Source organism: Bifidobacterium anseris (genome assembly GCF_002860345.1).
Lineage (GTDB): Bacteria > Actinomycetota > Actinomycetes > Actinomycetales > Bifidobacteriaceae > Bifidobacterium > Bifidobacterium anseris.
On sequence record NZ_NMYC01000006.1, the window covers coordinates 17,084 to 42,920 of the forward strand.

Genomic DNA, 25,837 nt, shown 5'->3' on the forward strand with positions numbered 1-25,837 from the left:
GGTCGCCGGCGTGCGGAGGGTCACATCTTGTCCGGTGCGGAGACGCCGAGCAGGTCGAGCCCGCTGGCGATGACGGTCTGTACGGCGTCGTTGAGCCGCAGTCGTGCCGCGGCGCGCGCGGGTTCCGGGCATTTCGCGATGCGCGTCGCCTCGCGGGTCGCCTCGTCGGCGCGTTCCTCGGCCTCGGTGAGCGCCATCGGCACGACGCGTTCGACGTTGTACCACTTGTGGTAGGCGGCTGCGAGGTCTTCGAGGTAGTGCGCGATGCGGTGCGGCGCGCGCAGGTCGCCGGCCTGGGCGAGCACGGACGGCCACTGGGCGAGCATCGCGATGACCTCGCCGTCGGCCTCGGTGTCGAGCAGTGCCATGTCGGCGCCGTCGCGCGTGATGTTCGCAGCGGCCGCGTTGCGGTCGACATTGCAGGAGCGCGCGTGCGCGTACTGCACGTAGTACACCGGGTTCTCGTTCGAATGCGACGCAAGCAGGTTGAGGTCGATGTCGACCGGCGAGTTGTAGTCGGTGCGGGCGAGCGAATAGCGGGAGGCATCCACGCCGATCGCGTCGATGAGGTCGTCAATCGTCACAACGTTGCCGGCGCGCTTGCTCATGCGCACGGCCTTGCCGTCCTTCATGACGTTGACGAGCTGGCCGATGAGGATCTGCATGTTCTCCCCCGGCTTGTCGCCGAAGGCCGCGCACATCGCCATCATGCGGCCGATGTAGCCGTGGTGGTCGGCGCCGAGCATGTAGATCGCGACGTCGGCCGGATGGTCCTTGCGATGGCGCTTATTGCGGTAGTAGGCGATATCGGCGGCGAAGTACGCGTAGTTGCCGTCGGACTTGATGATGACGCGGTCCTTGTCGTCGCCGTGCTTCGTGGACGCGAACCAAGTGGCGCCGTCCTTTTCGTAGATGTCGCCGCGTGCGCGCAGGTCGTCGATCGCCTTCTCGACCTCGCCGTCCTCGTAGAGGCTGTTCTCGTGGAACCAGACATCGAAGTGGACGCGGAACTCCTTCATCGACTGCTGGATCTCGTCGAACATCATCGGCACGGCGCGCTTGCGGAACTCCTCGCGCTGCTCGGAGTCGCCCTCGCCGAGCGGTTCGCCCTTCTCGTCGACGCCGCCGTCGACGCGCGGCAGGTTGAGGATGTCGACGCCTTCGGCGTTCGCCTCGGCGATGACACGACGCGCGATCTCGTCGATGTAGGCGCCCTTGTAGCCGTCGATCGGCGTCGGCTCGTCATGGGCGGCCGCGACGAGCGACTTGGCGAAGCGGTTGATCTGCTCGCCATGGTCGTTGAAGTAGTATTCACGAACGACGTCGGCGCCGTTCGCCTCGAGGATGCGGGCCATCGAATCGCCGACGGCCGCCCAGCGCGTACCGCCGATGTGGATCGGACCGGTCGGGTTCGCCGAAACGAATTCGAGGTTGAGCGTGCGGCCGCTCAGATGCTTGTTGCGGCCGAAATCGGCGCCTTCGGCGAGCGCCTGATCGACGATCTGCGCGGCCGAGGCGGAATCAAGCGTGATGTTGATAAAGCCCGGTCCGGCGACCTCGACGGTGTCGACGCCATCGGCCTCGTTGAGACGCGCGGCGAAGAGTTCAGCCAGATCGCGGGGCTTCATGCCGGCCTTCTTCGCGAGCTGCATCGCCGCGTTCGAGGCCCAGTCGCCGTGCGCGCGGTCCTTGGGTCGCATGACCGCGAATTTGGATTCGTCGGGGAGCAGATCGGCGGTCAGGTCGCCCGCCTGACCGTCGTCAACGAGCTGCCGGGCGATGTTGTAGATAAGTTCACTTAACGCTTCAGGACTCATTCCACCAAGTCTACTGTGAAGTCAGACAGAACAACGGCTTGCGGCATCTCACGGCGTGCGGATGGCGTCCTGCAGATCGGTGAGCGTCGTCAATGAGCGCGGCGGCAGCTGCACGGTCGCGCTTCCGATGCGCAGCTTCGTCGGCGAGCTATGCTCGTTCGTGACGACGGCGGCAATCGACCCGTCGGCCGTGCGGAACGCGACCGCATGGAGGCCGTCGGCATGTTCCAGCCGGTGTTCGAGCACGACCGAGCCAGGTTGCACGAAGCGCGAACAGTGCGCAAGCACGTAATAGTCGGCGTTGCGCGTGATGGTGCGTGTCCGCGCGTCGATTGTCAGCAGCCCGCGGTTGCTCGAATGCCGGTGGTCGTGACGCAGATAGTAGTAGTCGGGGCCTCCGCGCCCGTCGAGCGCGATGTTCCACAACACGACCGACTGCGCCCAATTGTTCAGCATCGCGATGACGCGCGCCGAGGTCTGCACGAGCGCGGCGTCCCAGTTGCGCGGCCCCCAGTCGCCGCCCGAGGCCTCGGTCACCCAGATGCCTTTGTCTGGCCAGATGCGGTGGATGTCGCTCATCGTGCGGGATGCACCGCCGTAGTAGTGCCATGCCGAGCCGGCAACGGCCCGCAGTGCGCGCGGCCATGCGTACAGTTCGCGCACGAATCGGCCGTCGGGATAATGGTCGGTCGAATAGTTGTGGTCCCAGCACAGGACGCGCACATCCCCAAGCCCGTGCGCGCGCAGGCACGGCGCGAGGAAATCGGCGATGAAACGCGCCTGATGCGCCGGCGTCATCGCCATCGATGGCCAGCGCGATTGCGGATAGTCGGGTTCGTTCGTCGGCGTGACGCCGAAGACGTGCAGACCGGCGTCACGGTAATGCGTGATGAAACGCGCGAGGTATTCGGCATAGGCGGCGTACATGCTCGGGCGCAGATAGCCGGTCATCTGCGTGAACGGACGTTTGCCGAGGATGCAGCGGTTCGTCTTCATCCACGCCGGCGCGCTCCACGACGAGGCGATGATATTGAGCGAATCGGCTGCGGGATCTGCGAGACGGCTATGCGCACGAATCGATTGCGCTTGTGTGAGCAGCGGGATGATCATGCGCGATTCGGGCGAAAAATCAAGGGATTCGAGCCGCGGATCGGCGCGGCGACGCGTGAAACGGTACGGGCCGGTCACATGGTCGGATGGCCCGATCGGCTGACGCAGCATCGAGATGCCGATGCCATCGCGCACGCTGAACAGCTCGGTCATCACGGCGCGACGCGTGGCGGCCGGCAGTCGGGAGATCAGAGCGGCCGAGGCCTGCGTCAGCGACGCGCCGAAGCCGTCGATGCGCTGACGCGGATGGGCGGTGTCGATCGTCAGCGACGGGTTGATCGTCGGCAAGGAGCCATCACCCGCGTCGGGTAACAGGAATTCGGACGGCGGGACCGCGTGCAATGCGGCGGCGAGCGCCGTATCGTCGCCGTTGGCGTAGCTGGTGAACATCCGCATGAGCACACTGTATCGCGCAATCGGCTCGCGAAGAGTACAGTGCGCTCAGCGGGTATCGCTTAGACAGCAGCCGGTTCGCTCAGGCGGCGTCCGGGCAGGCGGCGATGACGTCGATCTCGACGAGCGCACCCTTCGGGATCATGTTGTTGCCGAACGCGACGCGCGCCGGCTTGACGGTTCCGGTGAAGGTCTTCGCGTAGACGGCGTCGACAGCGGCGAAATCCTCAACGTTGCGCAGATAGATCGTCGCGCGGCAGACGTGTTCGACGCCGCAGCCGGCTGCGGCGAGGATGTTCGTGATGTTCTTGAGCGCGCGGGCGGCCTGGTCGGCAGCCTCGACGCCGTCGAGTTCGCCGGTCGCCGGGTCGATACCGAGCTGACCGGAGACGAAGATGAATCCGTTCGCCTGCACGGCCTGGCTGTATGCGCCGAGCGCGGCCGGAGCCTCCGTCGTCGCGATCGCCTTGAGATTTTCGTACATATGTGGTCCTTTCATCGATGGATTCCTGCGCGTCGGTCGCGCGTGCGGGAACGACTATTCGATTATTCGGCATCATAACGGCGTCGACGACGCATCCGACCCCCAACGGTCACGTTGTGGGCAGCCGTGCCCCATGTGCCGTCGACTTTGTGAACATGACCGTCGCAGTTGTCACACCAATGGTTCGCCACCCCACCCGATTGCGAACATCCCGACTATGCTGCACGCCCGTCATGCTGGCATAGTGAGGGGTTCGCGAACATGCCAAGTATGTGGAATGCGTCTGCGATGTTCGCGGACCAGGATTCCTGCAATCACGGCCGCTGCACCGCGCACCCACGATGCTCGCAGGGGACGTAAGACGACGAAAGCCCCACCCTGTGGATGACAGGACGGGGCATCGGTGGGCTTAATGGGGTTCGAACCCACGACCTTTCGCTCCGGAGGCGAACGCTCTATCCACTGAGCTACAAGCCCGTTCGCACTTCCCCTACTGTACACGAAAGCCTGACGTAGCGAAACCCGCGCACTACACTGGGATTATGGATATGACGATGGATGGCATGCCGCTGCTCGACGAGTATCAGTACGAGCGCCGCTTCTTCTGCACGAGCATGCCTGCGGAGCTCGACGACGGCGACGCGCCCGCGCTCATCATCCAAAGCCATTTCGTGCATGCCGACGGTTACGCGCTGCGTGTGCGCCTGTCGACGTGGGCGCTGCGCATCGCGATGAGCGCCGACCTCGACGCGCGCGACGTGCTCCGTGAGCATCGCGACGCGTTCCGCACGGCCACGCTTGTCGTCAAGGGTCCGTCGGTGGGTGGCACGCGCTACGAGGCATCGCGCGACATCGACGCGCAGATCGCCGCCTCGCTCGTCCTGCGCGGCGGCGACGTCGTCATCAAGAACCGCTATACCGCGTGGATCGGCGCCGACGGCTGGAACATCGACGTCTTCGGCGGCCTGAACGCCCCGCTCGTCATCGCCGCCGCGCAGCGCAGCACACCGGTGACGAACCTGATCATCCCGCGCTTGTGCGTCACCGAAATCACCGATGAAGCGCGTTTCAGCAATGACGAGCTGTCGCGGCGTCCGTTCTCACAGTGGGCCGACGATTTCGCGCGCGAACTCGAACGCGAAGGGCCGTCATTCCAACAGTCCTTCGGCAGAAACACGATGGAATGACGGCCCGCACGGTCGGCGCTGCAGCGTCGATCAGTACATCAGCGTCGCGAGGCGGCGGCGCGCACGCACGACGCGTTCGTCACCGGCGTCGGGGATGAGGAAGTATTCGAGCATCCGTTCGCGCGCCGGATCCATCTGATCGCGGTGGGCGGCGGCGAAGTCGAGCAAACGGCCGAAGGCGTCGTCGATCTGGCCGCCGATCATGTCGACGTCGGCGACGGCGAGCTGCGCGTCGAGATCGTCCGGATTGTCGGCGGCCGCCTTGCGCACGGTGCGCACGTCGGCGTTGGCGGAACGGGCGAGCAGCAGCGCCTTCGCGCGTTCGCGGCGCGCGAGTTCGTCGGACGGGTCGGCTTCGAGCACCTGCTCGTAGGCGGCGGCCGCGCCGGCGTAGTCGCCTTCCTGCGCGAGGCGGTGCGCTTCGGCGTGTGCCGGCGGCACCTGCGTCTCCGCGGGCTTCGCGTCGTCGGCGGCGGCCGGCTCGACGTACGGTGCGGTGCCGGTCACGCCAGCCTGCGCGGCGACCTGCACGAGCTGCGGCAGCACATGCGTCGTGATCTGCTGGAGTTCGTCATCGGTCGGCAGTCCCTCGATGATCGGCATCGGACGTCCTGCGATGAGCGCGAACAGCGCCGGCGCACCCTGCACGCCGAAGGCCTGTGCGATCGCCGGATCCTTCGCGACGTCGACGCGCGCGAGCTGCAGCTGGCCGTTCATGCCGTTGATTGCGTCGCCGAGCGCGCGCGCCATCGGGAAGCAGCGGTCGTCCGTCTCGACCCACAGCAGCAGCACGATCGGGAACGTCGTCGACGATTCGACGGTCGCCTGAAAGTTGCGTTCGGTCACGTCGATGACGTAGCCGCCGGCCGCGGGTGCGCCGCCCGCCTGTCCCGGCTCCGCTTTCGTCTGATGTTTGAGCGATTCAAGATCGACGGCTCCCGCGAGGGAGATGCCCGGCTTGAAATCCTGTGCCATGATTGTTTGCCTCTTTTCGTAAGTCTTTACGTACGGCCGTCAGACGGCTTCAACCTTGACGACCTGCCGTTCGGCGCCGACCGCCTGCACCTTCTGTCCCGATTTCGCCGGCGGGACGTAGATGGCGACGACGTTGACATAGGTCGCCTTCATCGTGCTCGTCGCCTTGCCGTCCGCGAAAATCGCACGTTCGGCGTCCGACGCCGGCTGCGATTCGCGGCCTTCGCCGGCGGCGCGTGTCCACACCGAGTCGATCTGCGCGACGACGAGGTCGCCGCCGTCCGACGAGCGCATGATCTGCATCTGTCCGTCGACCGGCGTGAAGGTCTGCTCCTGCGTGCCCTTGTTGCGTTCCATGCCCTGCTGCACCGTCGCGGACAGCTGCGTGAGGTTGTCGCGGAAGTAGTCGTCGCCGAAATCGTTCGCGTACTGGCTCTTCGTGCCGTTCTGCAGCACGTCGGCGTAGCGCGTGACGGCTTCCTTCGGCGTCATGACGAGGTTGCCGTCGTCCTCATGACCCATCTGCGAGCCGATTGACGGCACCGTGAACTTCGGCATCTTCGCCCCCTGGAACAAGCGTGTGACGCCCCATAGACGGTAGTTTTCGCGCGCGTCGCCCTGCGTGAACACGAGCAAACGCTCCGACTGCTGGTCCTCGGTTGTCGTCGTGATCGAGAACACGGCGCGCGGCCAGCCGTTGTCGGTCGGGATGACGGTTTGCGTCAGATCGTCCGGGATCGTCGTCTTCGGGTCGAGCTTGCCGTTCTTCTGGGCGACCTTGAGTTCGCTCGTGCGGATTTCGAGTTCCGGCCCGCTCATCGCCTGCGCGAGGTTCGCCGGATCCTTCGTGTCGTTGCACTCCTTGATCGTGGCGAGCAGTCCCGCGCGGATGCGCTGTTCCTGCGCTTCGGTCAGGTCGGGCGTCGCGGACGCGGCCGATGTGGGCGCGTTCACCGTCGGCACCGTTCCCTCGCATGCGCCGAGCGCGCACGTCATGCCGAGCGCCAGCACGGCAGCCGTGGCTGCGGTCAGTGAACGTCGTGTCATCAGTCGTTCTCCTTGTTGTTCATGTCCGCGTCGGCGTCTGCGTCGGTGTCCGCGTCCGTTTCGTCGTCGGCGGTCGCATTGTCGTCCGATTCATTGTCCGTGTCGGCGGTCGTTTCGGCGTCAGTATCGCCGTCCGATTCAGCCGATTCAGCCGATTCGACGGTCACCGAGACCTGTCCCGTGCCGTCATCGTCCGACTCCGTGGTCTCCGTCGTCGTCTCAGTGGTCTCTGCAGTTTCCGCAGTCTCCGCAGACTCCGCCGCCGGCTCTGCACTCTCTGCAGATTCAGTCGTCGTCTCCGTCGTCTCCGCCGATACGACCGGAATCGAGCCGGTCTCCTCACGCACGAGGCGCGCGAAGTAGGCCTGCAGCTCCTCCGGCGTGATGACCGACGTCGCCTCGTCGGACGCGGCCGACGACGTCGTGCTGCGCGGCTCGCCGCCGTCCTCGGCGTCCGCGCGGCGCGCCTGTTCGGCGACGAGGTTGCGCGACGTCGGATCGATGATCTGCGGCGTTTCGTCCGTCTCTGCCGCGGCGGCACCCGCATGGCGCCCGTGGCGTCCGCGCGGCTTGCCGTTCGCGGCCTTCGTGCGTTTGCGCGGCTTCATGCTGGCGAAGGTGCCGGCGACGGCGGCGGCGATCGTCGTCGTCGTCTCCTCGACCGGCTCCTTCTCCTTGCGCGGCTTGATGACCTTGGCGAAGCGGTTGCGGCGCGTGGCCGGATCCATCGCGAAGACCGACGCCGAGAGGATCGCCAGAACGACGCACAGGCCGCCGGCGAAATACCACGGCAGTGCGAAGTCCGGCACGCTCTGGCGCACCCAGTGCATGCTGATCGTGGCGTCTGACGCGTTGCCGCCAAAATCGATGATCGCGACCTGCGTTGCCTTCGCATCGGGCAGCCGCAGCGCCGCGCTCGTCTTGCCGCACGCCGTGTCCGCCCACATGTCAGAATCGGCGAAGGCGACCTGCTGGCGCGAAGTGGAGGCGTTGCCGTGCGCCTTTTCGGCGACCGTCGACAGCGCGCTCCAGCTGTCGAGCCCGGTCACACGGATGTACGATTCGCCGGCGAGCCATCCGGAGGCGTCCTTCGGGCTGCCGATTGCGATGCACGTCTGCGGTTCGTTGGCCGCGTCCGTATTGCCGTCATTGGCGTTCGCGTCATTGTTCGCGGCCGTGTCATCTGCGGTGGTCGCGGCCGGCGGCTCGACGGAGGCGGCGTCGACGCGGATCTGCACGCTCTTGTCAACGAGGTCGAGCACACCCGGGTCGATGACCGCGTAGCGCGTGCCGTCCACGTGCGCGAGGGCCGTGACGTCCTTGCTCGGCTTCCAGATCGTCTGGTTGAGGATGCCGAACACGATGCAGGTCACGGCGAGCAGGCCGAAAATCGGCGTCACGATGCCACGCATGATCTTCGCATGCCGGGAAGGCACCGGATGCCTGCGCGGCACACGCGTTTCTTCTTCTTGACCGTCGTTCATCACGTATCCATTCTACAAGTCGCGGCCCTTCACAACTCCCTTACCATCCGGACGGATAAATCGGGCAGAGGCGTTACTGTGGTGGCTATGCAACATACTTCTCTAGTAACTTCTATCACACGCGCCGCATCAGTCGTCGGCGCGCTCGCTTTGTGCGTAAGCATGGCGGCCTGCGGTTCGGGCTCGCCGGACGGTTCGGCGAGCGCCTCGTCGAGCTCGTCCGCAAGCGCGAAGCTGCCGAAGCTCGAGGGCGTCAAGCTGACGGGCACTCCGGGCAAGAAGCCGAAGGTCGAGTTCAAGAAGGGGCTCAAGATCGAGAACAACAGCGTCGCAGTGCTGCAGGAAGGCGACGGCGACGCGATGAAGAGCGGCGACCGCATCTGCGCGCAGCTCACGCAGTACAGCGCGAGCTCCGGCGAGGAGGTCGCCACGACGTGGGAACAGAACGTACCCGACTGCTCGCTCGTCTTCAATCCCGAGAACGGCGTCACCAGTGTGGAGAGCGCGACGCTCGCGCAGATCGCGAACACGACGTTCAAGGGCAAGAAGCTCAATACGACGATCGGCATCGGCATCAACGACGGCTCCGGCGATGACAACGCGTACATGCTTATCATGACGCCGGTTTCGCAGTCGAAGGACTATACGAAGGCCGAGGGCGAGCAGGTCAAGGACATCCCGTCCGATCTGCCGAAGGTCACGTTGGACTCCGCCGGCAAGCCGTCGATCGACATGAACGGCTACAAGGGTTCGGACAAGCTCGTCGTGCAGCCGCTCATCAAGGGCGACGGCCCGAAGATCGATGAGAACACCTATGCGGCCGTCGTCAACTACACCGGCTGGACGCTCGACGGCAAGCAGTTCGATTCGTCGTGGGACCGCAACCAGACCTTCGACGCCGTGCTCTCCAACATGATCAAGGGCTGGCAGGAGGGCCTTGTCGGCCAGACGGTCGGCTCGCAGGTGCTGCTCGTCGTGCCGCCGGACCTCGGTTACGGCGATCAGGAGCAGGGCGAGATCCCGGCGAATTCGACGCTCGTCTTCGTCGTCGACATCCTCGCGAAGTACTGACGGACGCTCGATCGTACATCGAAACAGCAAAATCGGCGGTGGCCGCCTCCCCGGGCTGGGGATGGCGGCCACCGCCGTTTTTGCACGGGTGTGCGTGTGCGCCGCGACGGCGTTCAGAACAGCCGCAGTGAGTCGTCGTCGGCGCCGCGCATGTCGTCGTAGTCGAGAATCAGGCATTCGAATCCGCGGTCCGCAGCGAGCGTGCGCGCCTGCGGGGCGATCGTCTGCGCCGCGAAGATGCCGCGCACCGGCGCGATGAGCGGGTCACGGTTGAGCAGTTCGCAATACCGTGTGAGCTGCTCGACGCCGTCGATGCCGCCGTGCCGTTTGATTTCGATCGCGACGTGCATGCCTTCGGCATCGACCGCCATGATGTCGACAGGGCCGATCGGCGTCGGGTATTCGCGCCGCACGAGCTTGGCGCCCTTGCCGATGCGTTCGATCTGTTCGGCGAGATAACGCTGCAGATGGTCCTCGACGCCGTCCTTCTTCAGTCCCGGATCCTCTCCGAGGTCGTAGGTTTCGTCGGAGTAGATGTGCTGCAACGTGACTTCGAGAACGTCGTTCGATTTCGTCGCGCACGCGCGGATGACCTTCTGAGGTGCCGGCGTCATGGCATCATCGTCGGCGTCCTTCGGCGTGATGTCCTTGATTGTGCACGGCGCCGCCATCCAGTTGAGCGGCTTGTATGAGCCGAGTTCGGAGAAGATGAGCAGGCTGTTGTCCGCTTTGATCAGCAGGACGCGGCGCGCGAGCGGCAGCGTCGCCTGAAGTCGTCCGGTGTATTCCGCACTGCAGTCGGCAACAATGATTCGCATGAGGCACCACGATACCGCGCGCCACCGAAGCGCACAACGGCAGCGGCACTACAACAAACAGTGAAGGGCCCCGGATTCCACGTACAAACGTGGAATCCGGGGCCCTTCGCGACGTGAAGGTCGCTGACGGTCACTGGATGCCGGTCTCGTCGATCGGCTGGTTCGCCATCGTACGGCCATGCTCGACGACGACGGTCAGCCTGTTCGAGTCGAAGGAGATGAATCCGTCGGTCACCTCGAAGGAATGCTTCGTGCCGTCCGGCTCGGTGATGACGAGCGGGCCCTCCTGGATGACGGAGAGCACCGGCTCGTGGCCCGGCAGGATGCCCATGCCGCCCGCGTAGGCGGGCACGAGCACGGACTTCGCCACGCCGCTCCAGACCGGATGGTCAGCGGAGACGATATTCACGTCCATCGTCGCGCCGGCCATGATCACTCACCGTATTCCTTCTGCATCTTGTGCCACTTCTTCTCGAGGTCGTCGATGCCGCCGATGCCCGAGAATGCCTGCTCCGGAACGTTGTCGTAGACGCCGTCGCAGATGCGCGTGAACGCCTCGATCGTCTCCTCCGCCGGCACGTAGGAACCCGGGACGCCGGTGAACTTTTCAGCGACATAGAAGTTCTGGCCGAGGAACTGCTCGATCTTGCGCGCGCGGTTGACGATCATCTTGTCCTCTTCGCCGAGCTCGTCGATGCCAATCAGGGCGATGATGTCCTGCAGTTCCTTGTTGCGCTGCAGGATCGCCTTGACACGGTTCGCGCAGTCGTAGTGCGCCTGGCCGACGTAGCGCGGGTCGAGGATTCGCGAGGTCGAGGACAGCGGGTCGACGGCCGGGTAGATGCCCTTCGACGCGATGTCACGTGAAAGCTCGGTCGTCGCGTCGAGGTGGGCGAAGGTCGTCGCCGGCGCCGGGTCGGTGTAATCGTCAGCAGGGACGTAAATCGCCTGCAGCGACGTGATCGAGTGGCCGCGCGTCGACGTGATGCGCTCCTGGAGCGCGCCCATCTCATCGGCGAGGTTCGGCTGGTAGCCGACTGCGGAAGGCATACGGCCGAGCAGCGTCGAGACCTCGGAACCCGCCTGCGTGAAGCGGAAGATGTTGTCGATGAACAGCAGCACGTCCTGGTTTTCGACGTCGCGGAAGTACTCCGCCATCGTCAGTGCGGTCAGCGGGACGCGCAGACGGGTGCCCGGCTGCTCATCCATCTGGCCGAAGACGAGCGCGGTCTTCTCGAGCACGCCTGCCTCGTCCATCTCGCCGATCAGATCGTTGCCCTCACGGGTGCGTTCGCCGACGCCGGCGAATACGGAGACGCCGCCGTGGTTCTGCGCCACGCGCTGGATCATCTCCTGGATGAGGACGGTCTTGCCGACGCCCGCGCCGCCGAACAGGCCGATCTTGCCGCCCTGCACATACGGCGTGAGCAGATCGATGACCTTGATGCCCGTTTCGAACATCTGCGTCTTCGATTCCAGCTGGTCGAAGGCCGGCGGATTGCGGTGGATCGGCCAACGTTCCTTGATGACGATCTTCTCGCCCGGCTTCTTGTTGAGGATGTTGCCGGCGACGTCGAAGACATGGCCCTTCGTCACATCGCCGACCGGCACCTCGATCGGGCCGCCGGTGTCACGCACCTCAGCGCCGCGCACGAGGCCGTCGGTCGACTTGAGGGCCACGCAGCGCGCCGTCGAATCGCCCAGATGCTGCTCGACCTCGAGGGTGATGACGACGTCCTTGACCTCGCCCTCCTCCTGCTGGCCCATCTGCTTGATCTCGACCTTCAGCGCGTTGTAGATGTCCGGCATGTGACCGACAGGGAACTCAACGTCGATGACCGATCCCTGAATACGCGTCACATGACCGACGATTGGCTCCGCGGCGGTATCGGCGGCCGCAGTGGTCTGTTTCTCAGCCATTTCGCGTTCCTACTCTTCCTTCTTGTTCAATGCATCGGCGCTGCCGATGATTTCGGTAAGTTCCTGGGTGATCGATGCCTGGCGCGATGCGTTGAGCTTGCGGGTCAGGTCGTTAATCAGTTCGCGCGCGTTCTCGGTGGCCGTGTGCATGGCGTTCTGTCGGCAGGCCACCTCGGAGGCGGCCGCCTCGAGCAGGCACTCGTGGATGCGCGAGCGCACATACTTCGGCAGCACGGCGTCGAGCACCTCGTCGAGGCTCGGTTCGAAGGCGTACAGCGGCATCGCCGTCGTCGCTGTCGGATCGGGACGCTGCGCGTCCTTGTCCTCGATGATCTCGACCGGCAGCATGCGCAGCACGCGCACTTTCTGCACGACCATGTTGATGAACTCGGTGTAGACGATGTACAGCTCGGATACGCCGCCCTGGTCGGCGGGAAGCATATACGCGTCCAACAGCGCGCGGGAGATCGCGTCGGCGACTTCGACGCCAGGCCTCTCGGTATCGCCTTCCCAGGTCTGTGCGAGCGGGCGGTTGCGGTACTTGTAGTACGAAACACCGCGGCGACCATAGACGAACAGTTCCGGCTCCTTGCCGGCCTCGTCGAGACGTGCCAGCAGATCCTCGGTTTCGCGGATGATCGATGAAGTGTACGCTCCGGCCATGCCACGGTCCGCCGTCAGGGCGAGGACGGCAACGCGGGGGTTGTCGCCCTCCTTCTTGACGATCGGATGTGAGATATGGGAGTGGGATACCAGTGTCTGGACGGCATCGAAAATCGCATCGGTGTATGGCTTCGCGTTGAGCGCCACCTCACGGGCCTGCGCGATATGCGAAGCCGCGATCATCTCCTGGGCGTTGAAGATCTTCTCCAACGAACCCGTGGAGGCGATCCTGCCCTTTAATGCGAGTTGCGATCCCATAGGTTACTTCTTTTCCTGCGCTTCGGCGTCCTTGGCCTTGCGGCCCTGGGCCTTGATCTGCTCCTGATCGACCGGAGTGACGCCCTTCGGCGTCGGCTTCTTGTCGACGAGCGGCTTGCCGGCCTTCGTCACATAGGTCTCACGGAAGGCGTCCACTGCCTTATCGAGCGCCGCCTCGGTCTCCGAGGTGAAATCGCCGGTGTCGTGGATCGTCTTGAGGATGTCGGTGTTGCGGTCGAGGTACTCGAGCAGTCCCTTCTCGAAGGGCAGCACGTCGACGACCTCGAGATCGTCGAGCTTGCCATGGGTGCCGGCCCACACGGAGACGACCTCCTGCTCCATCGAGAACGGGGAGAACTGCGGCTGCTTGAGCAGCTCGGTCAGGCGTGCGCCACGGTTGAGCTGGGCCTTCGACGCGGCGTCCAGATCGGACGCGAACATCGCGAAGGACTCGAGCGAACGGTAGCGCGCCAGCGAGATCTTCAGCGTGCCGGAGACCTTCTTGAGCGCCTTCGTCTGCGCCGCGCCGCCGACACGGGAGACGGAGATGCCGACGTCCACAGCGGGACGCTGGCCGGCGTTGAAGAGATCGGACTGCAGGAAGATCTGTCCGTCGGTGATCGAAATCACGTTCGTCGGAATGTACGCGGAGACGTCGTTCGCCTTCGTCTCGACGATCGGCAGACCAGTCATCGAACCGCCACCCAGATCGTCGGAGACGCGTGCGCAGCGTTCCAGCAGGCGGGAGTGCAGGTAGAAGACGTCGCCAGGGTACGCTTCACGTCCCGGCGGGCGACGCAGCAGCAGCGAGATCGAACGGTACGCCTCAGCCTGCTTCGACAGGTCGTCGAAGACGATGAGGACGTCCTTGCCGTTGTACATCCAGTGCTGGCCGATGGCCGAACCGGTGTACGGCGCGATGTACTTGAAGCCCGCGGAATCCGATGCCGGGGACGCGACGATCGTCGTGTACTCCATCGCGCCGGCCTCTTCGAGGCTCTGCTTGACGGAGGCGATCGTCGAGCCCTTCTGGCCGATGGCCACGTAGATGCAGCGCACCTGCTTCTTCGGGTCGCCGGATTCCCAGTTCGCCTTCTGGTTGATGATCGTGTCGATTGCGATGGCTGTCTTGCCGGTCTGGCGGTCGCCGATGATGAGCTGACGCTGGCCGCGGCCAATCGGCGTCATCGCGTCGATCGCCTTAAGGCCGGTGGACATCGGCTCGTCGACCGGGTGGCGGTGCATGACGTCGGGGGCCTGCGCCTCGAGAATGCGGCGTCCTTCGCTCTTGATCTCGCCCAGGCCGTCAATCGGGTTGCCCAGCGGGTCCACGACGCGGCCGAGGAATCCGTCACCGACCGGCACGGAAAGCACCTCTCCGGTACGGCGGACCTCCTGGCCTTCCTCGATGCCGACGAAATCGCCGAGGATAACCACGCCGATCTCGCGGGCGTCAAGGTTGAACGCCAGACCAAGGGTGCCGTCCTCAAAGGTCAGCAGCTCGTTGGCCATGCAACCAGGCAGTCCCGTCACATGCGCAATGCCGTCGCCGGCCGTCGCGACATGGCCGACCTCCTGGGTCGGCGTCTCCGACGGCGTGTACGCCTCGACGAAATCATCGAGCGCCTTGCGTATCGTGGCGGGATCAATGGTCAGTTCTGCCATGATCACTCCTTATTGTTGTGTATACATTCGTGTGGGTCCTGCGTACGGACCCGTGGGACATGGGGCTTGCGCCGTCCATGTCACTCGGCGGTGCCCGCCTTCACTTTGCGCCTGAGCGCCTGCAGCTGCGCGACGACGGTGTTGTCGGTCACCTCGTCGCCGACCTGCACGCGCATGCCGCCGATGACGTTCCTGTCCACGACAAGGTGGATGTGCACCGGACGGCCGACCTTCTTCGTGTAGATCTTCACGAGCCGTTCGATCTGCGCGTCACTCAGCTCGGTCGCTGCCGTCACCGTGACCATCGACTCCCCCATATGGCGAGAGAACTTGTTGATGAGCCACTGGATCGTCTCGAGATACCGGCGGTTGCGCGGATTGCGCGTGCTGTGCTCGGCGAGACGCACGGTGATGCGGTCGAAGTGGGCGTCGTCGATGAGGGCGTGCAGCAGGTCGTAGCGCGCCTCAAGCGGTCCGTCGTCGTCGGAAAGGTCCGCACGCACGACAGGCAGGTTGAGCAGTGCCGACTGCAGCTGCGCGAGCTGGATCGACACCTGCAGCGTCTTGCCGTCCTTGTCCGCCTGATACATCATCGCGTCCACCGCGAAGTCCTCCACGGCGTTGTCGATGTCATGGGCGCGGCTCCAGCTGCGGCCGACGAGATCGACGAGGATCGCCATCGTCATGTCAAGGACCTTGCCGCCGAACAGCTCGTTGAGCAGGCGGACCTTGTCCTCGGTCGGACGGCCCGGATCGGTCAGCGCGCGCTGCAGGCGCGGGTTCTTGTCGAGCACGAACGTGATCGTGAACAGTTCGTTGCCGATCTCCCACGCGTCATCGCCCGAGGCGCTGAGCCTCTTGGCGAATGAGTCGCGCGATTCGCGATCGGCCACTCGTGATGCTTCTCCTTGCAACTGTCACCTCCCTCCTTGCAGATACGTGCTACTTGTTGTCTTCGGACTGTTCCAGATCGGCGATCATCTTGTCGAGCATGTCCGACTGGACCGTTGGATCCTGAAGCTGTGTCTGCAGGATCTTGCCCGCGAGCGACGTGGCGATCGTGCCGACTTCGCCCTTGAGACTGACCATCGCCTTCTGCTGCTGCGATTCGAGCGAACGCTCGGCGTTGGCGGTGATCTGCGCGGCCTCGGTCTCGGCGCGCGAACGTGCATCGGAGATGATGTGCGACGCCTCGGCGCGCGCGTCGTCGCGGATCTTCGATGCCTCGACGCGGGCGGTGCTCAGCTGCGCCTGGTACTTCTTCTTGGCTTCCTCGGCGTCTTTCTGAGCCTGTTCCGCCTTGGCGAGGCCACCTTCGATCTTGGCGGCGCGCTCATCGAATATGGACTGGAACTTCGGCAGGAAGAACTTGTAGAAGAACGCGGCCACGATGATCAGGATGATCAGTGACCAGACGATGTCATAGGTTTCGGGAAGGAACAGCTGGATGCCGTCGTTTTCCGCCATGTCCATGATTCGTTCTCCTCCTTTCATGTCCTCGAGTGATGATTCGGGTTGCTACTCGACTCGGATCACTGGAAGATGAACGCCGCGACGAAGCCGAGCAGCGCGAGGACCTCGACGAACGCCAGACCCAGGAACATCAGCGTCTGCAGACGGCCACCCAGCTCGGGCTGGCGCGCGGTGCTCTCGATCGTCTTGCCAATCAGGATGCCCAGACCGATGCCAGGTCCGATGGCGGCAAGACCGTAGCCGACGACGTTCAGGTTGCCCGCAACCTCAGCGAGGGTAACGATATCCATGGTTGTTTCCTTTCTGGTTCATTGCTTAATGCAACAAAATCATGCCGGCGGTCAGTCGATCTCCGGATAGCTCATATTGATGTACGCGGTCGTCAGGATCGCGAAGATGTAGGCCTGCAGGCAGCTCACCAACACCTCGAACAGGTACATGAACATGCCTGCGGCGAAGGTCACGACGCCGAAGGGCATCATCACCTTATTCACAACGTCGATGAGGAAGTACTGCGTCGCCGAAAGGCACAGTGCGAGGATGAGGTGGCCGGAGACCATGTTCGCGAAGAGTCGAATCGTCAGCGAGAACGGACGGATGACGAGCAGCTCAAGCAGCTGAATCGGCGAAAGCAGGATGTAGATCGGCCACGGGACGCCCTTCGGGAACAGCTCGTCGCGCAGGAAGTGACCGAGCCCCTTCTCGCGGATGCCGGCGATCCAATACTGGACGAAGCACCACATCGCGAACACGAGCGGCAACGTGATCGTCGCGCTTGCCGCGATGTTCATGCCGGGGACCTCGCCGCACAGGTTGAAGACGAGCAGCGTAAGAAACACGGTCGTGATCATCGGCACGTAGCGCTTGCCGCGCGCCTCGCCCATGACCTGATAGACGATGTCCGTCTTCGTGAAGTTGACGATCCATTCGACGGCGCTCTGCCAACGTCCCGGCACAAGCTTCGCGCGCGCCGCCGTGATGCCCAGCACGAGCATCAGGATGATCGTGGCGAGGATGCGCACAAGGATGATGCGGTTGATCGCGAACGGAGTGCCCTGGAACAGGATCTCCGGAGGAAGGAAGTCGTCGATGCTCGGCATATGCATCGACGACTCTGCGAGCGTGACGGCGCCTGCGGCGAATGCATCAACCATTCATGCCTCCTGATGTTACGAATTGTCTGATGACAGTGTAGTCCGACTAATGTCCACTACGTACCGCGTATGTGACGGCGAGATTACCGCATCGGCGGCGTTGCGCCGATATGCCGACGTCGTTTCAGCAGCGTGCGAACATGCGCGTCATGCGCTATCACGCGCGCGCTCTACGACGTCCTCTTCCCTCGTCTTCCTTATGCGCCGGTGCTCATGCGCCGGGGTGATGGCCACCTCGGCGCCGTGAAGCGTATTCGGAACTTTCTTTCCACTGACGGCGATTATTGGCCTGATAGTGGACATCGACGATTCATGCGCCCTCACGTCCCCTTCGCGTCAAAACGCCGTCGTTTCATAGGGTTTATGGGGTCGCAGTCCTCCCAGCCCTCAGCGTCGCGACACGCGGGGCCCGATCTGTATCACACATCACAGTGGCAGCCGACGCGCACCGGCTCAATCGCGTGGCACGATGAGGCCGTAGCCGTCGTCGAGGAACGGCCGGAACCCGTCCTGACGCGGCGAGCTCGGCGCGTGACGCACGACGTGGTCGGTGCCGGGGCGCCGCTGCGCACGCAGCTGCGGCACCTCGGTCAGGTCGTACGGCGTCATCTGGTAGACCCAGTTGAGCCAGTTGCGCCACAGCAGATTCGCGTGCGCGCGCCACGAGAACAACGGTTCGATCGTCGGGTCGTCGTTCGGGAAGTAGTTGGTCGGAAACGGCACGTTGTCGAGGCCGCGATCCATGTCGCGGCGGTACTCCTCAGCGAGCGTGTATTTGCCGTACTCCCAGTGGCCGAGCGCGAACACCTCGGAGAAGTCGCGCGTCGCGATGAGGCCGGGGCCGGTCTGGGGCCCCCATGTGAGCACCTGCAGCTCAGGATTGGCGGCCACATCGCGCTCGTCGACGGCGGCGACACGCGAATGCGGCTGCAGCGCGATCTCGTCGAAACCGTTCGTCAGGAAGCAGTATTCGTCTTGCAGATACTGCGGGAAGACGCCGAAGATCTTCTCCGGAAGGTCGATCTTGCGTACGCCGTAGCGATGGTTGAGCGCACCCATCGCACCCCAGCACAGATACATCGTCGAGAACACGTGACTCGCGGCCCAGTCGAGGATCCGCTTGAACTCATCCCAGTAGTCGACCTGTTCGAAGGGCAGATGCTCGACCGGCGCGCCGGTGACGATGAGACCGTCATAGTAGTTGTCGGCGAAGGACTCCGGCGGTTCGTAGAATTTGACGAGATGGTCGGCGCTCACATGCGTCGACTCGTGCGTGCCCGTCTTCATGAAATCGATGTCCACCTGCAGCGGCGACTTCGAAATCAGCCGCAGCAGCTGCGTCTCCGTCTCGATCTTCTTCGGCATCAGATTGAGGATGACCATCTTGAGCGGACGCACACGCTGGCGCTCCGCCTCAGGTTTCTCGAGCGCGAAAATGCGTTCGGAGTCGAGAATGTCGCGCGCCGGAAGGCCTTCGGGAATTTTGATAGGCATAGTTTCCTATTATGTGCGCACGGCATAACAAAACGCCGATCACCACCGCGCAACCGCTGCGACACGCCGATGATTGACATGCGGATTCATGCGTGTATATTGGTGAGAGCTGTGCAAAACAGCCGACGCGGGGTGGAGCAGCTCGGTAGCTCGCTGGGCTCATAACCCAGAGGTCCAAGGTTCAAATCCTTGCCCCGCTACTGACAAGACCGGAGATCCACGGATCTCCGGTCTTTTGCATTATGCCGGCACAGCCGTCGGCGCCGTCACCGCAACAGGCCCATAGCAAAATCGTCCTCTGGCGGAACCCTTACGACCAGTAGCTGAATCAGAGAAAACGTGCAAGCACAGATGCGTATATTGAATGCACGATTGGCTATATAACAAAGGAGGCCATATGACAGAGGCAACCAATACCGCGCCGCTTGCAGGCATCAAGGTCATCGATTGGACGCAGGTGCAGTCGGGCCCGTCCTGCACGCAGATCCTTGCGTGGCTCGGCGCAGAGGTCATCAAGCTGGAGAAGGTCCACGGCGGCGACCCGACCCGTAACGAGATGAACGATGTTGACGGCTCCTATTCGCTGTACTTCCTGCAGCTCAATGCCAACAAGAAGTCGATCACGCTCGACATGAAGACGCCGGAAGGCAAGCAGATCCTCACCGACCTGCTCAAGGACGCCGACGTCTTCGTCGAGAACATCGGCCCGGGCGATGTCGAGAAGCTCGGCTTCGGCTGGGACGAGGTCCATCAGATTAACCCGAAATGCATCATGGCCTCCCTCAAAGGCTTCAATCAGGGCAGCCGCTTCGAGCATGTCAAGGCCTTCGAGCCGGTCGCGCAGTGCGCGGGCGGCGCCGCCTCGACGACCGGCTGGTGGGAAGGCGACAAGAACATCCCGACGCAGTCCGGCGCCGCACTCGGCGATTCGAACACTGGCATGCATCTGACGATCGCGATCCTCACCGCGCTGCTGCAGCGCGAACGCACCGGCGAAGGCGTCTTCGTCTATCAGTCGATGCAGAACGCCGTGCTCAACCTGTGCCGCATCAAGCTGCGCGACCAGCTCATCCTCGACCATCTGCATCAGCTCTCCTACTACGACTGCTATCCGGGCTACAAGTTCGGCAAGGCGATTCCGCGTGCGGCCAACGCCGAGGGCGGCCTCGTGCTCGGCTGGTGCTACCGCGCGAAGGGCTGGGAGACCGACCCGAACGCCTACGTCTACATCGTCATCCAGCAGTCGCAGAAGGGCTTCGAGAACTTCTGCAACGCGCTGGGCTTCCAGGATTGGCTCACCGATCCGAAGTTCAGCACGCCGAACGCGCGCGACGAGCATAAGCAGGAGGTGTACAAGCGCGTCGAAGAGTACACGATGCAGTACGACAAGTACACGCTCACCAAGGAACTCGGCGCCAAGGGCGTCCCGGTCGGCCCGGTGCTCGACTGGAACGAGCTCGAGAACGATCCGGACCTCAACGAGGACGGCACGCTGATCACGATCGATCAGGGCGATGCCCGCGGCAAGTTCAAGACGATCGGCCTGCCGTTCACGATGAGCAACTACGCGCCTGACTACCAGCGCGCACCGAAGCTCGGCGAGAACAACGAGGAGATCCTCACCGCCCTCGGCTATACCGAGGACCAGATCAAGGACCTCGCCGCCAAGGGCGTCATCGGCTCCAACGACGGCGTCAAGGCCGACCTGACCGCCGCACCGGCGCAGGCCTGAGTCCCACGCCGGGCAGAACGCCCGGTCCTAGAAGGAGCCCCGGAAGCGAACGCTTCCGGGGCTCCTTCTGTTTGCGTCAACTGCGTACCAATCAGCTGTCGTCAATCAACGACGAACGCCAATCAACGGCGAACATACATGGCGGTCGACGAAGAATAGAATACATACATAAAAAGAGGGAACCCGCCGAAGCGGATTCCCTTGCAGTGCACGTGCGCGAAGCCGTCAGAAACGGCAACGCATCAGTGGCAGCACAGCGGCACGAGCCAGATCCACAGCAGGCAGGTGACGGCGAAGACGACGGTGGAGACCGCGGTCGTCGAGGCGCCTTCCTTGACGTAGATGTTGTAGCGGCTCGAGATGATGATGCCGGAGAACGCCGGCGGCAGCGCGACGGCGAGCACGAGCATCGAGAGCTTGTTCACATTGGAGCCCATGCCGCACAGCAGGCCCACGCCGAGGAACGCGGCAGGGGTCAGGATGAGGCGGTAGAACGTGTTCCAGATCGTCTCCCAGCCGAGCGAGAACTTCACGGTGGACAGCGCGAGGCCGGCGGCGAGCACCGCGACGCCGGAGTTGGCCTTCGCGATGAGGTCGAAAGTCGGCGCGGCCGCATCCGGGATGCGGATGCCGACGAGCACGATGACGATGGCGAGCAGCGGGGCCCAGCAGACCGGCTGCTTGAGCGCGTTGATGAGCGCCTCGAGGTTCTGGTTCTTCTTCTTGCCCTTGTTCGAGGACTTCGAGACCATGACCTCGGCGTTGCGGTCCTTCGTCGCGTCCTTCGCCGGATCGACGGCCTCGTCGTCCTTCGTGGCGACGATGGCCGGCGTCTTCGCGGACGCGGAGGCGACCTTGACGTCGCCCTTCGAGTTGGCGACGGTCGCGGCCGACAGGCGCGCGCGGTCCTTCGCCTGTCCGACGTTGATCAGATACATGCCGATCGGGATCGTGACGGCGTTGACGACGATCGAGATGATCGCGATGACGAGGTTCGTCGAGACGGTGTCGCCGTAGATCGGATCGAGCACGGCGAATCCGAGGAAGCCGATCGTCGGCGAGCCGGCGATCAACGCGCAGACGGCCGCCTCCTGGATGCTGCGATGGAACATCAGACGGCACAGATAGTAGCTGAGCATGAACATCACGATGATGCCCACGAAGCCGAGCACGGTCAGGACGACGTCCTGCGCGAGCATTTCGCGCGTTGCCTTGACGATCGAGATGAACAACGCGGCCGGCAGCGCGATGTTCAGCACGAGCTTGTTGAGGCCCTGACGCTGATCATCGTCGAAGTAGCTGAATTTGCCGCAGACATAGCCCAACGCCATGATGACGATGATCGGGACGATGTCATCGATGAGTATTTTTCCCATGATGGATGCTTTCTTCTCTTGGTATGCCGATGCGTCGCGCGGCGTGCACCGGCCATGACTGGTGGGGACGACGGGTGCCGGCCAGGTCGGCGGGCCGCCGTCCTCCCTCATGGGGTCGGCGGCCGGCGGCCCTGGCCGGCGGTGACGTCATCGTCACATACGGGCACCTTCGATGTACGGGTTCGCCGTCACTTCGGAGGTCGCGAGCGGTCCGACGACCGGCTTCGGATTCAGGTTGCCGATGTGGCCCGATTCCTTGCCCGCGTAGTCAGCGAGTTGCACATGGACGAAACTCGGCTTGCCGGAGGCGACGGCCTCGCCGACCATCTGCTCAACCTCGTCCGGCGTCGTGGCGTAGTAGCCGGTGCCGCCGAAGGCCTCGATCATCTTCTCGTAGTGCGCGTCGTAGGTGAGCGTCAGCGGCGACGGATCGCCGTCGGCGCCGAGGTTCTCGAAGTCGCCGCGGTAGATGCCGCCGTTGTTGAGCACGACGAAGGTGATCGGCAGGTGGTAACGGCAGGCGACCTCGACCTCCATACCGTCGAAGCCGAATCCGGAGTCGCCGCCAATGTACAGGACCTGCTTGCCGGTGGCGACGGCGGCGCCGATCGAATAGCCGACCGCGCAGCCCATGACGCCCCACGTGCCGCAATCGAGACGGTGGCGCGGCTCGTAGATGTCGATGATGTTGCGGCAGTCGTCGAGCGTGTTCGCGCCCTCGTTCGTCAGGATGAGGTCCTTGTTCTTGTCGTAGACCTTCTTGATCGCGCCGAGCGCGTCGTAGTGGCCCATCGGCACCTTGCCGGAGTTGACGCGCGCGGCGAACTTCTCGTCGTTCTTCTGCGCATCGGCCTGCAGCATGCCGAGCCATGCGGAGGTGGCCTTGAACGGGGTCTTGTCGAGGCCCGCGTTGAGCATCGTCATCGCGGACTTGATGTCGCCGACGATCGGGCAGGCGATCGAACGCGCGTTCTCCATCTCGGCCGGATCGATGTCGATCTGGATGAACTTGACGTCCGGGTTCCATTCCTTGCCCTGGCCGAAGTTGAGCATCCAGTTGAGGCGCGCGCCGACGACGAGCACGACGTCGGCCGTGCGCAGCGCGAGGCCGCGGCAGCTTGCCGTGCAGTGCGGATCGTCGTCCGGGATGAGGCCCTTGGCCATCGACATCGGCTGGAACGGGATGTCGGTCTTGTCGACGAACGCGCGGATCTCGTCCTCGGCCTGCGCGAGCGCGGCGCCCTTGCCGACGATCATCAGCGGGTTCTTCGCCTCGCTCAGCAGCTTGAGCGCGTCGTCGATCGACGACTGCGCCGGCGGCATCGCCGGAGCCGGGTTGTTCGCGACCCACAGCTTGGCCGCGGCATCGTCCTTGTCCATCGTCTGGGCGACCGCATCGTCCGGGAAGTCGATGTAGACGGCGCCCGGACGGCCCGAGCATGCGATGTGCATCGCGCGCGCGACGGCGAGCGGGATGTCCTCGATCTTGTCGATGCGGAACGATTCCTTGCAGAACGCCTTCGCGTAGTTCATCTGGTCGAGGCCTTCGTATTCGCCCTCGTGCATGTCCACGACGTGACGCGTCGAGGAGCCGCCGATCATGATGACCGGGTAGCCGTTCTCGGTGGCCTCGAGCAGCGCGGCGAGGCCGTTGAGGAAGCCCGGCGCCGAGACGGTCAGCGCGACGGCCGGACGGCCGGTCAGGAATCCTTCCGCGGCGGCCGCGTTCACCGCGTCCTCCTCGTGGCGCATGCCGATGAAGCGCATGCCCATGCCCTGCGCGATGCGCGCGAAATCGGTGACCGGGATGCCGACGACGCCGTACATGTTCTTGATGCCGTTCTTTATAAGCGCCTCAGCAAGGTAGTGAGGCGAATCCGTCAGGTTCTGCGTTGGCGCGACCGCGGCCTGAGCTGTGGAATCTGTCATGTCTTCCTCCAATCGGGATGTGGTTATCGCGATATGATTACCACCGATTCTAAGGTCGCGTATCTCATATACTGAGAAGGCTTGCGCTCAGCGTATTTATTCGCTCATCGCTATTTGTGTGTCCCTCCCCGGCCGCTTGCCGTACCGTCCGATCCCCGCCGTCGGCGGCCCGCGCGGCCTTTGCCGCGCCACGTGCTGACCTCATGACGCCACTGTTCGCCCTCCCTGCGCGCCGCCTGCTGCGCCGTCGACGCGACCTGTTGGATCTGCGATCCCGCCGCGACCGCGAAGTCGATGAATCCGGCGTCCTTCTCATGCTCATTGCGCAATGCGCTTTGGCGCATGCCGTGGAAGAACTGCTTCCAGCCGGAGCGGGCGAGCAGGTCGATGCCCGAACCGTAGATGCCGACCGGATAGCCGAACATGAATGCGACGCACACACCGATCGCGAGGAACGGCGCCGCCGCCCATCCGAAGATCTCGCAGCCGAGCAGGAACGCGGAGAGCGGGCAGCGGTTGAATGCGGCGAGGAAGCAGATCGAGCCGACCGCCGCGCCGAACAGCGCGTCGCCGCCGGTCATCGCGAACGACGCCGAGCCGATCATGCCGCCGATGCACAGCGACGGCATGATCTCGCCGCCCTTGAACCAGAATCCGAGGCACAAGATCGTCAGCAGCATCTTGATGAGGAAGTCGAAGGAGACGTTCGGGCTCCGGAGCACGTCGTTGAGCAGCGTGCCTCCCGAACCGGTGAAGCGCGTCCATCCGCACGCCGTCACGAGCACGGCGACGAGCAAGCCTCCGACGACTACCCACAGATAGCAGTTGCGCCGGATCCGCTTCGTGACGCCCTGTACGAGGCGGATTGCGATCGCGAACAGACTGCCGAACAGCGCCGCCGCCACGCCGATGACGACGCACATGCCGACGCCGTGCCAGTTCAGTTGTGGCACGCCGACCTTCGTGATGACATCGCCGATGCCGAAGTGGCGCGCGACGACGAATCCGGCGAAGCATGCGACGAGCATCGAGCACACGTAGCGCAGCCCGGCGAAGCGCATGAGCTCGAGGACGAGCATGCACGAGCCGAGCGGCGCGAAGAACAGCGCGGAGAAGGTCGCGGCCATGCCGGTCGCCGCGACGTACAGATGCATGTCCTGCGTATCGTCGTGGTTGGGTCGACGCACGACGTTGTGCAGCCTGAGGGGCCGCGCGATCGTTGTGCCGAGGCTCGCGCCCATCTGCATCGCGCCGGCCTCCTTGCCGACGGTGCCGCCGGCGAGGATTGTCATCGCGTTCGCGATGAGGATGCCCGGCGCGAGCAGTCCGCTGATCTCGTGGCCGCCGCGCATCCGTTCGATGACGGCGTCCGTCGTCAGATCGAGCGGCAGCTTCCACCAGCGGTACAGCAGCAGTTGCGCGATGCCGATGACCGGCAGCAGCCAGATGAGCCACGGCAGGCGTTCGAAGACATGCCGCGCGCCGTCGACGACGATGCACAGCGTGATCGATCCGAATCCGCACAGTATGCCGCACACGAGCGCATAGAGCAGATGTCGGGCCGCCTGCCCAACGTTGAACCGCAGGACCCACTTCGACGTGGGCGCCAGCTGCGCGTCGCTGTCCGTCTTGCGCTGCGGATGCCCTGTGCTCACTGCCTGATCTCCTCCACGCCGTTGGCCGCGTCCGGCGCGGCCGCCGTTGTACATCGGTATCGTACAGCCTGCGGCGAGTGCCGGTGGCGATTCCATCCGACAGCGTGCAGGCGCCGTGACGGCCGCGGTATG

At 64.1% G+C, this 25,837-nt stretch carries 22 protein-coding genes and 2 tRNA genes; 4 read left to right on the top strand and 20 right to left on the bottom strand.

Going from position 1 to position 25,837, the window contains the following annotated elements; all coding sequences use genetic code 11:
- Nucleotides 1-20: 20 nt before the first annotated feature.
- From argS to CGZ88_RS08440, 4 genes are all read right to left on the bottom strand, one after another.
- Nucleotides 21-1,817, bottom strand: coding sequence for an arginine--tRNA ligase (argS, locus tag CGZ88_RS08425; RefSeq protein WP_101671627.1), 1,797 nt, complete (start codon nucleotides 1,815-1,817; stop codon nucleotides 21-23).
- A gap of 48 nt (nucleotides 1,818-1,865) precedes the next feature.
- Nucleotides 1,866-3,323 (bottom strand): glycoside hydrolase family 30 protein, encoded by a 1,458-nt coding sequence (locus CGZ88_RS08430; RefSeq protein ID WP_133120925.1) that lies wholly within the window; start codon nucleotides 3,321-3,323, stop codon nucleotides 1,866-1,868.
- Between the two features lie 79 nt (nucleotides 3,324-3,402).
- Complete coding sequence (locus CGZ88_RS08435) at nucleotides 3,403-3,804, bottom strand: Rid family detoxifying hydrolase (RefSeq protein WP_026645457.1); 402 nt, start codon at nucleotides 3,802-3,804, stop codon at nucleotides 3,403-3,405.
- A gap of 404 nt (nucleotides 3,805-4,208) precedes the next feature.
- Nucleotides 4,209-4,281: transfer RNA gene (locus CGZ88_RS08440), tRNA-Arg, on the bottom strand.
- Nucleotides 4,282-4,346: 65 nt separating this feature from the next.
- Between CGZ88_RS08440 and CGZ88_RS08445 the strand changes: the two genes are divergently transcribed.
- Complete coding sequence (locus CGZ88_RS08445; protein WP_423734424.1) at nucleotides 4,347-4,991, top strand: CYTH domain-containing protein; 645 nt, start codon at nucleotides 4,347-4,349, stop codon at nucleotides 4,989-4,991.
- Nucleotides 4,992-5,021: 30 nt separating this feature from the next.
- Here CGZ88_RS08445 and CGZ88_RS08450 read toward each other — a convergent pair whose 3' ends face one another.
- The 3 genes from CGZ88_RS08450 to CGZ88_RS08460 are packed head-to-tail and all read right to left on the bottom strand — an operon-like array spanning nucleotide 5,022 to nucleotide 8,497.
- A complete protein-coding gene (locus tag CGZ88_RS08450) occupies nucleotides 5,022-5,966 on the bottom strand; it encodes a tetratricopeptide repeat protein (RefSeq protein WP_165778743.1) in 945 nt (314 codons plus the stop codon).
- A 39-nt stretch (nucleotides 5,967-6,005) separates the two neighbouring features.
- Entirely contained in the window at nucleotides 6,006-7,013 is a 1,008-nt protein-coding gene (locus tag CGZ88_RS08455) for a DUF8094 domain-containing protein (RefSeq protein ID WP_101671630.1), read from the bottom strand.
- Entirely contained in the window at nucleotides 7,013-8,497 is a 1,485-nt protein-coding gene (locus tag CGZ88_RS08460; RefSeq protein ID WP_243390119.1) for a GTPase, read from the bottom strand. The genes CGZ88_RS08455 and CGZ88_RS08460 overlap by 1 nt, the downstream gene beginning before the upstream one ends.
- 87 nt (nucleotides 8,498-8,584) lie before the next feature.
- Here CGZ88_RS08460 and CGZ88_RS08465 point away from each other — a divergent pair, with 87 nt between their 5' ends.
- A complete protein-coding gene (locus CGZ88_RS08465) occupies nucleotides 8,585-9,568 on the top strand; it encodes an FKBP-type peptidyl-prolyl cis-trans isomerase (protein WP_101671631.1) in 984 nt (327 codons plus the stop codon).
- Between the two features lie 113 nt (nucleotides 9,569-9,681).
- On the opposite strand, the gene nucS is transcribed toward CGZ88_RS08465, so the two are convergent.
- From nucS to CGZ88_RS08515, 10 genes are all read right to left on the bottom strand, one after another.
- On the bottom strand, nucleotides 9,682-10,386 hold the full coding sequence (gene nucS / locus CGZ88_RS08470) for an endonuclease NucS (protein WP_026645452.1): 705 nt from the start codon (nucleotides 10,384-10,386) through the stop codon (nucleotides 9,682-9,684).
- 130 nt (nucleotides 10,387-10,516) lie between these two features.
- Nucleotides 10,517-10,816 (bottom strand): F0F1 ATP synthase subunit epsilon, encoded by a 300-nt coding sequence (locus tag CGZ88_RS08475; RefSeq protein WP_026645451.1) that lies wholly within the window; start codon nucleotides 10,814-10,816, stop codon nucleotides 10,517-10,519.
- A gap of 2 nt (nucleotides 10,817-10,818) precedes the next feature.
- Entirely contained in the window at nucleotides 10,819-12,306 is a 1,488-nt protein-coding gene (gene atpD, locus CGZ88_RS08480; RefSeq protein ID WP_026645450.1) for a F0F1 ATP synthase subunit beta, read from the bottom strand.
- Nucleotides 12,307-12,315: 9 nt separating this feature from the next.
- Nucleotides 12,316-13,227 carry a F0F1 ATP synthase subunit gamma gene (locus CGZ88_RS08485; RefSeq protein ID WP_026645449.1) on the bottom strand — a complete coding sequence of 304 codons (912 nt, stop codon included), beginning with the start codon at nucleotides 13,225-13,227 and terminating at the stop codon, nucleotides 12,316-12,318.
- Between the two features lie 3 nt (nucleotides 13,228-13,230).
- Complete coding sequence (atpA, locus tag CGZ88_RS08490) at nucleotides 13,231-14,892, bottom strand: F0F1 ATP synthase subunit alpha (protein ID WP_026645448.1); 1,662 nt, start codon at nucleotides 14,890-14,892, stop codon at nucleotides 13,231-13,233.
- An 80-nt stretch (nucleotides 14,893-14,972) separates the two neighbouring features.
- A complete protein-coding gene (locus CGZ88_RS08495; RefSeq protein WP_101671632.1) occupies nucleotides 14,973-15,806 on the bottom strand; it encodes a F0F1 ATP synthase subunit delta in 834 nt (277 codons plus the stop codon).
- Nucleotides 15,807-15,834: 28 nt separating this feature from the next.
- Nucleotides 15,835-16,365 (bottom strand): F0F1 ATP synthase subunit B, encoded by a 531-nt coding sequence (locus tag CGZ88_RS08500; protein ID WP_026645446.1) that lies wholly within the window; start codon nucleotides 16,363-16,365, stop codon nucleotides 15,835-15,837.
- Nucleotides 16,366-16,424: 59 nt separating this feature from the next.
- On the bottom strand, nucleotides 16,425-16,655 hold the full coding sequence (gene atpE / locus CGZ88_RS08505) for an ATP synthase F0 subunit C (RefSeq protein ID WP_004219171.1): 231 nt from the start codon (nucleotides 16,653-16,655) through the stop codon (nucleotides 16,425-16,427).
- 51 nt (nucleotides 16,656-16,706) lie between these two features.
- Nucleotides 16,707-17,519 (bottom strand): F0F1 ATP synthase subunit A, encoded by an 813-nt coding sequence (atpB, locus tag CGZ88_RS08510; RefSeq protein WP_026645445.1) that lies wholly within the window; start codon nucleotides 17,517-17,519, stop codon nucleotides 16,707-16,709.
- Between the two features lie 453 nt (nucleotides 17,520-17,972).
- Nucleotides 17,973-19,013 carry a homoserine O-succinyltransferase gene (locus tag CGZ88_RS08515; protein ID WP_026645444.1) on the bottom strand — a complete coding sequence of 347 codons (1,041 nt, stop codon included), beginning with the start codon at nucleotides 19,011-19,013 and terminating at the stop codon, nucleotides 17,973-17,975.
- Between the two features lie 126 nt (nucleotides 19,014-19,139).
- On the opposite strand from CGZ88_RS08515, the gene CGZ88_RS08520 reads away from it, so the two are divergent.
- Nucleotides 19,140-19,213: transfer RNA gene (locus tag CGZ88_RS08520), tRNA-Met, on the top strand.
- A 197-nt stretch (nucleotides 19,214-19,410) separates the two neighbouring features.
- Nucleotides 19,411-20,745, top strand: a complete 1,335-nt coding sequence (frc, locus tag CGZ88_RS08525; RefSeq protein WP_101671633.1) for a formyl-CoA transferase — start codon at nucleotides 19,411-19,413, stop codon at nucleotides 20,743-20,745.
- Nucleotides 20,746-20,987: 242 nt separating this feature from the next.
- Here frc and CGZ88_RS08530 read toward each other — a convergent pair whose 3' ends face one another.
- The 3 genes from CGZ88_RS08530 to CGZ88_RS08540 all read right to left on the bottom strand — a co-directional run bounded on the left by CGZ88_RS08530 (nucleotide 20,988) and on the right by CGZ88_RS08540 (nucleotide 25,705).
- The gene (locus CGZ88_RS08530; protein WP_095613351.1) at nucleotides 20,988-22,121 is read right to left on the bottom strand and encodes an AEC family transporter; all 1,134 of its coding nucleotides are present in this window, start codon (nucleotides 22,119-22,121) and stop codon (nucleotides 20,988-20,990) included.
- 153 nt (nucleotides 22,122-22,274) lie between these two features.
- Nucleotides 22,275-24,050, bottom strand: coding sequence for an oxalyl-CoA decarboxylase (gene oxc, locus CGZ88_RS08535; RefSeq protein WP_101671634.1), 1,776 nt, complete (start codon nucleotides 24,048-24,050; stop codon nucleotides 22,275-22,277).
- A 110-nt stretch (nucleotides 24,051-24,160) separates the two neighbouring features.
- Nucleotides 24,161-25,705 (bottom strand): chloride channel protein, encoded by a 1,545-nt coding sequence (locus tag CGZ88_RS08540; protein WP_243390120.1) that lies wholly within the window; start codon nucleotides 25,703-25,705, stop codon nucleotides 24,161-24,163.
- Nucleotides 25,706-25,837: the final 132 nt, after the last annotated feature.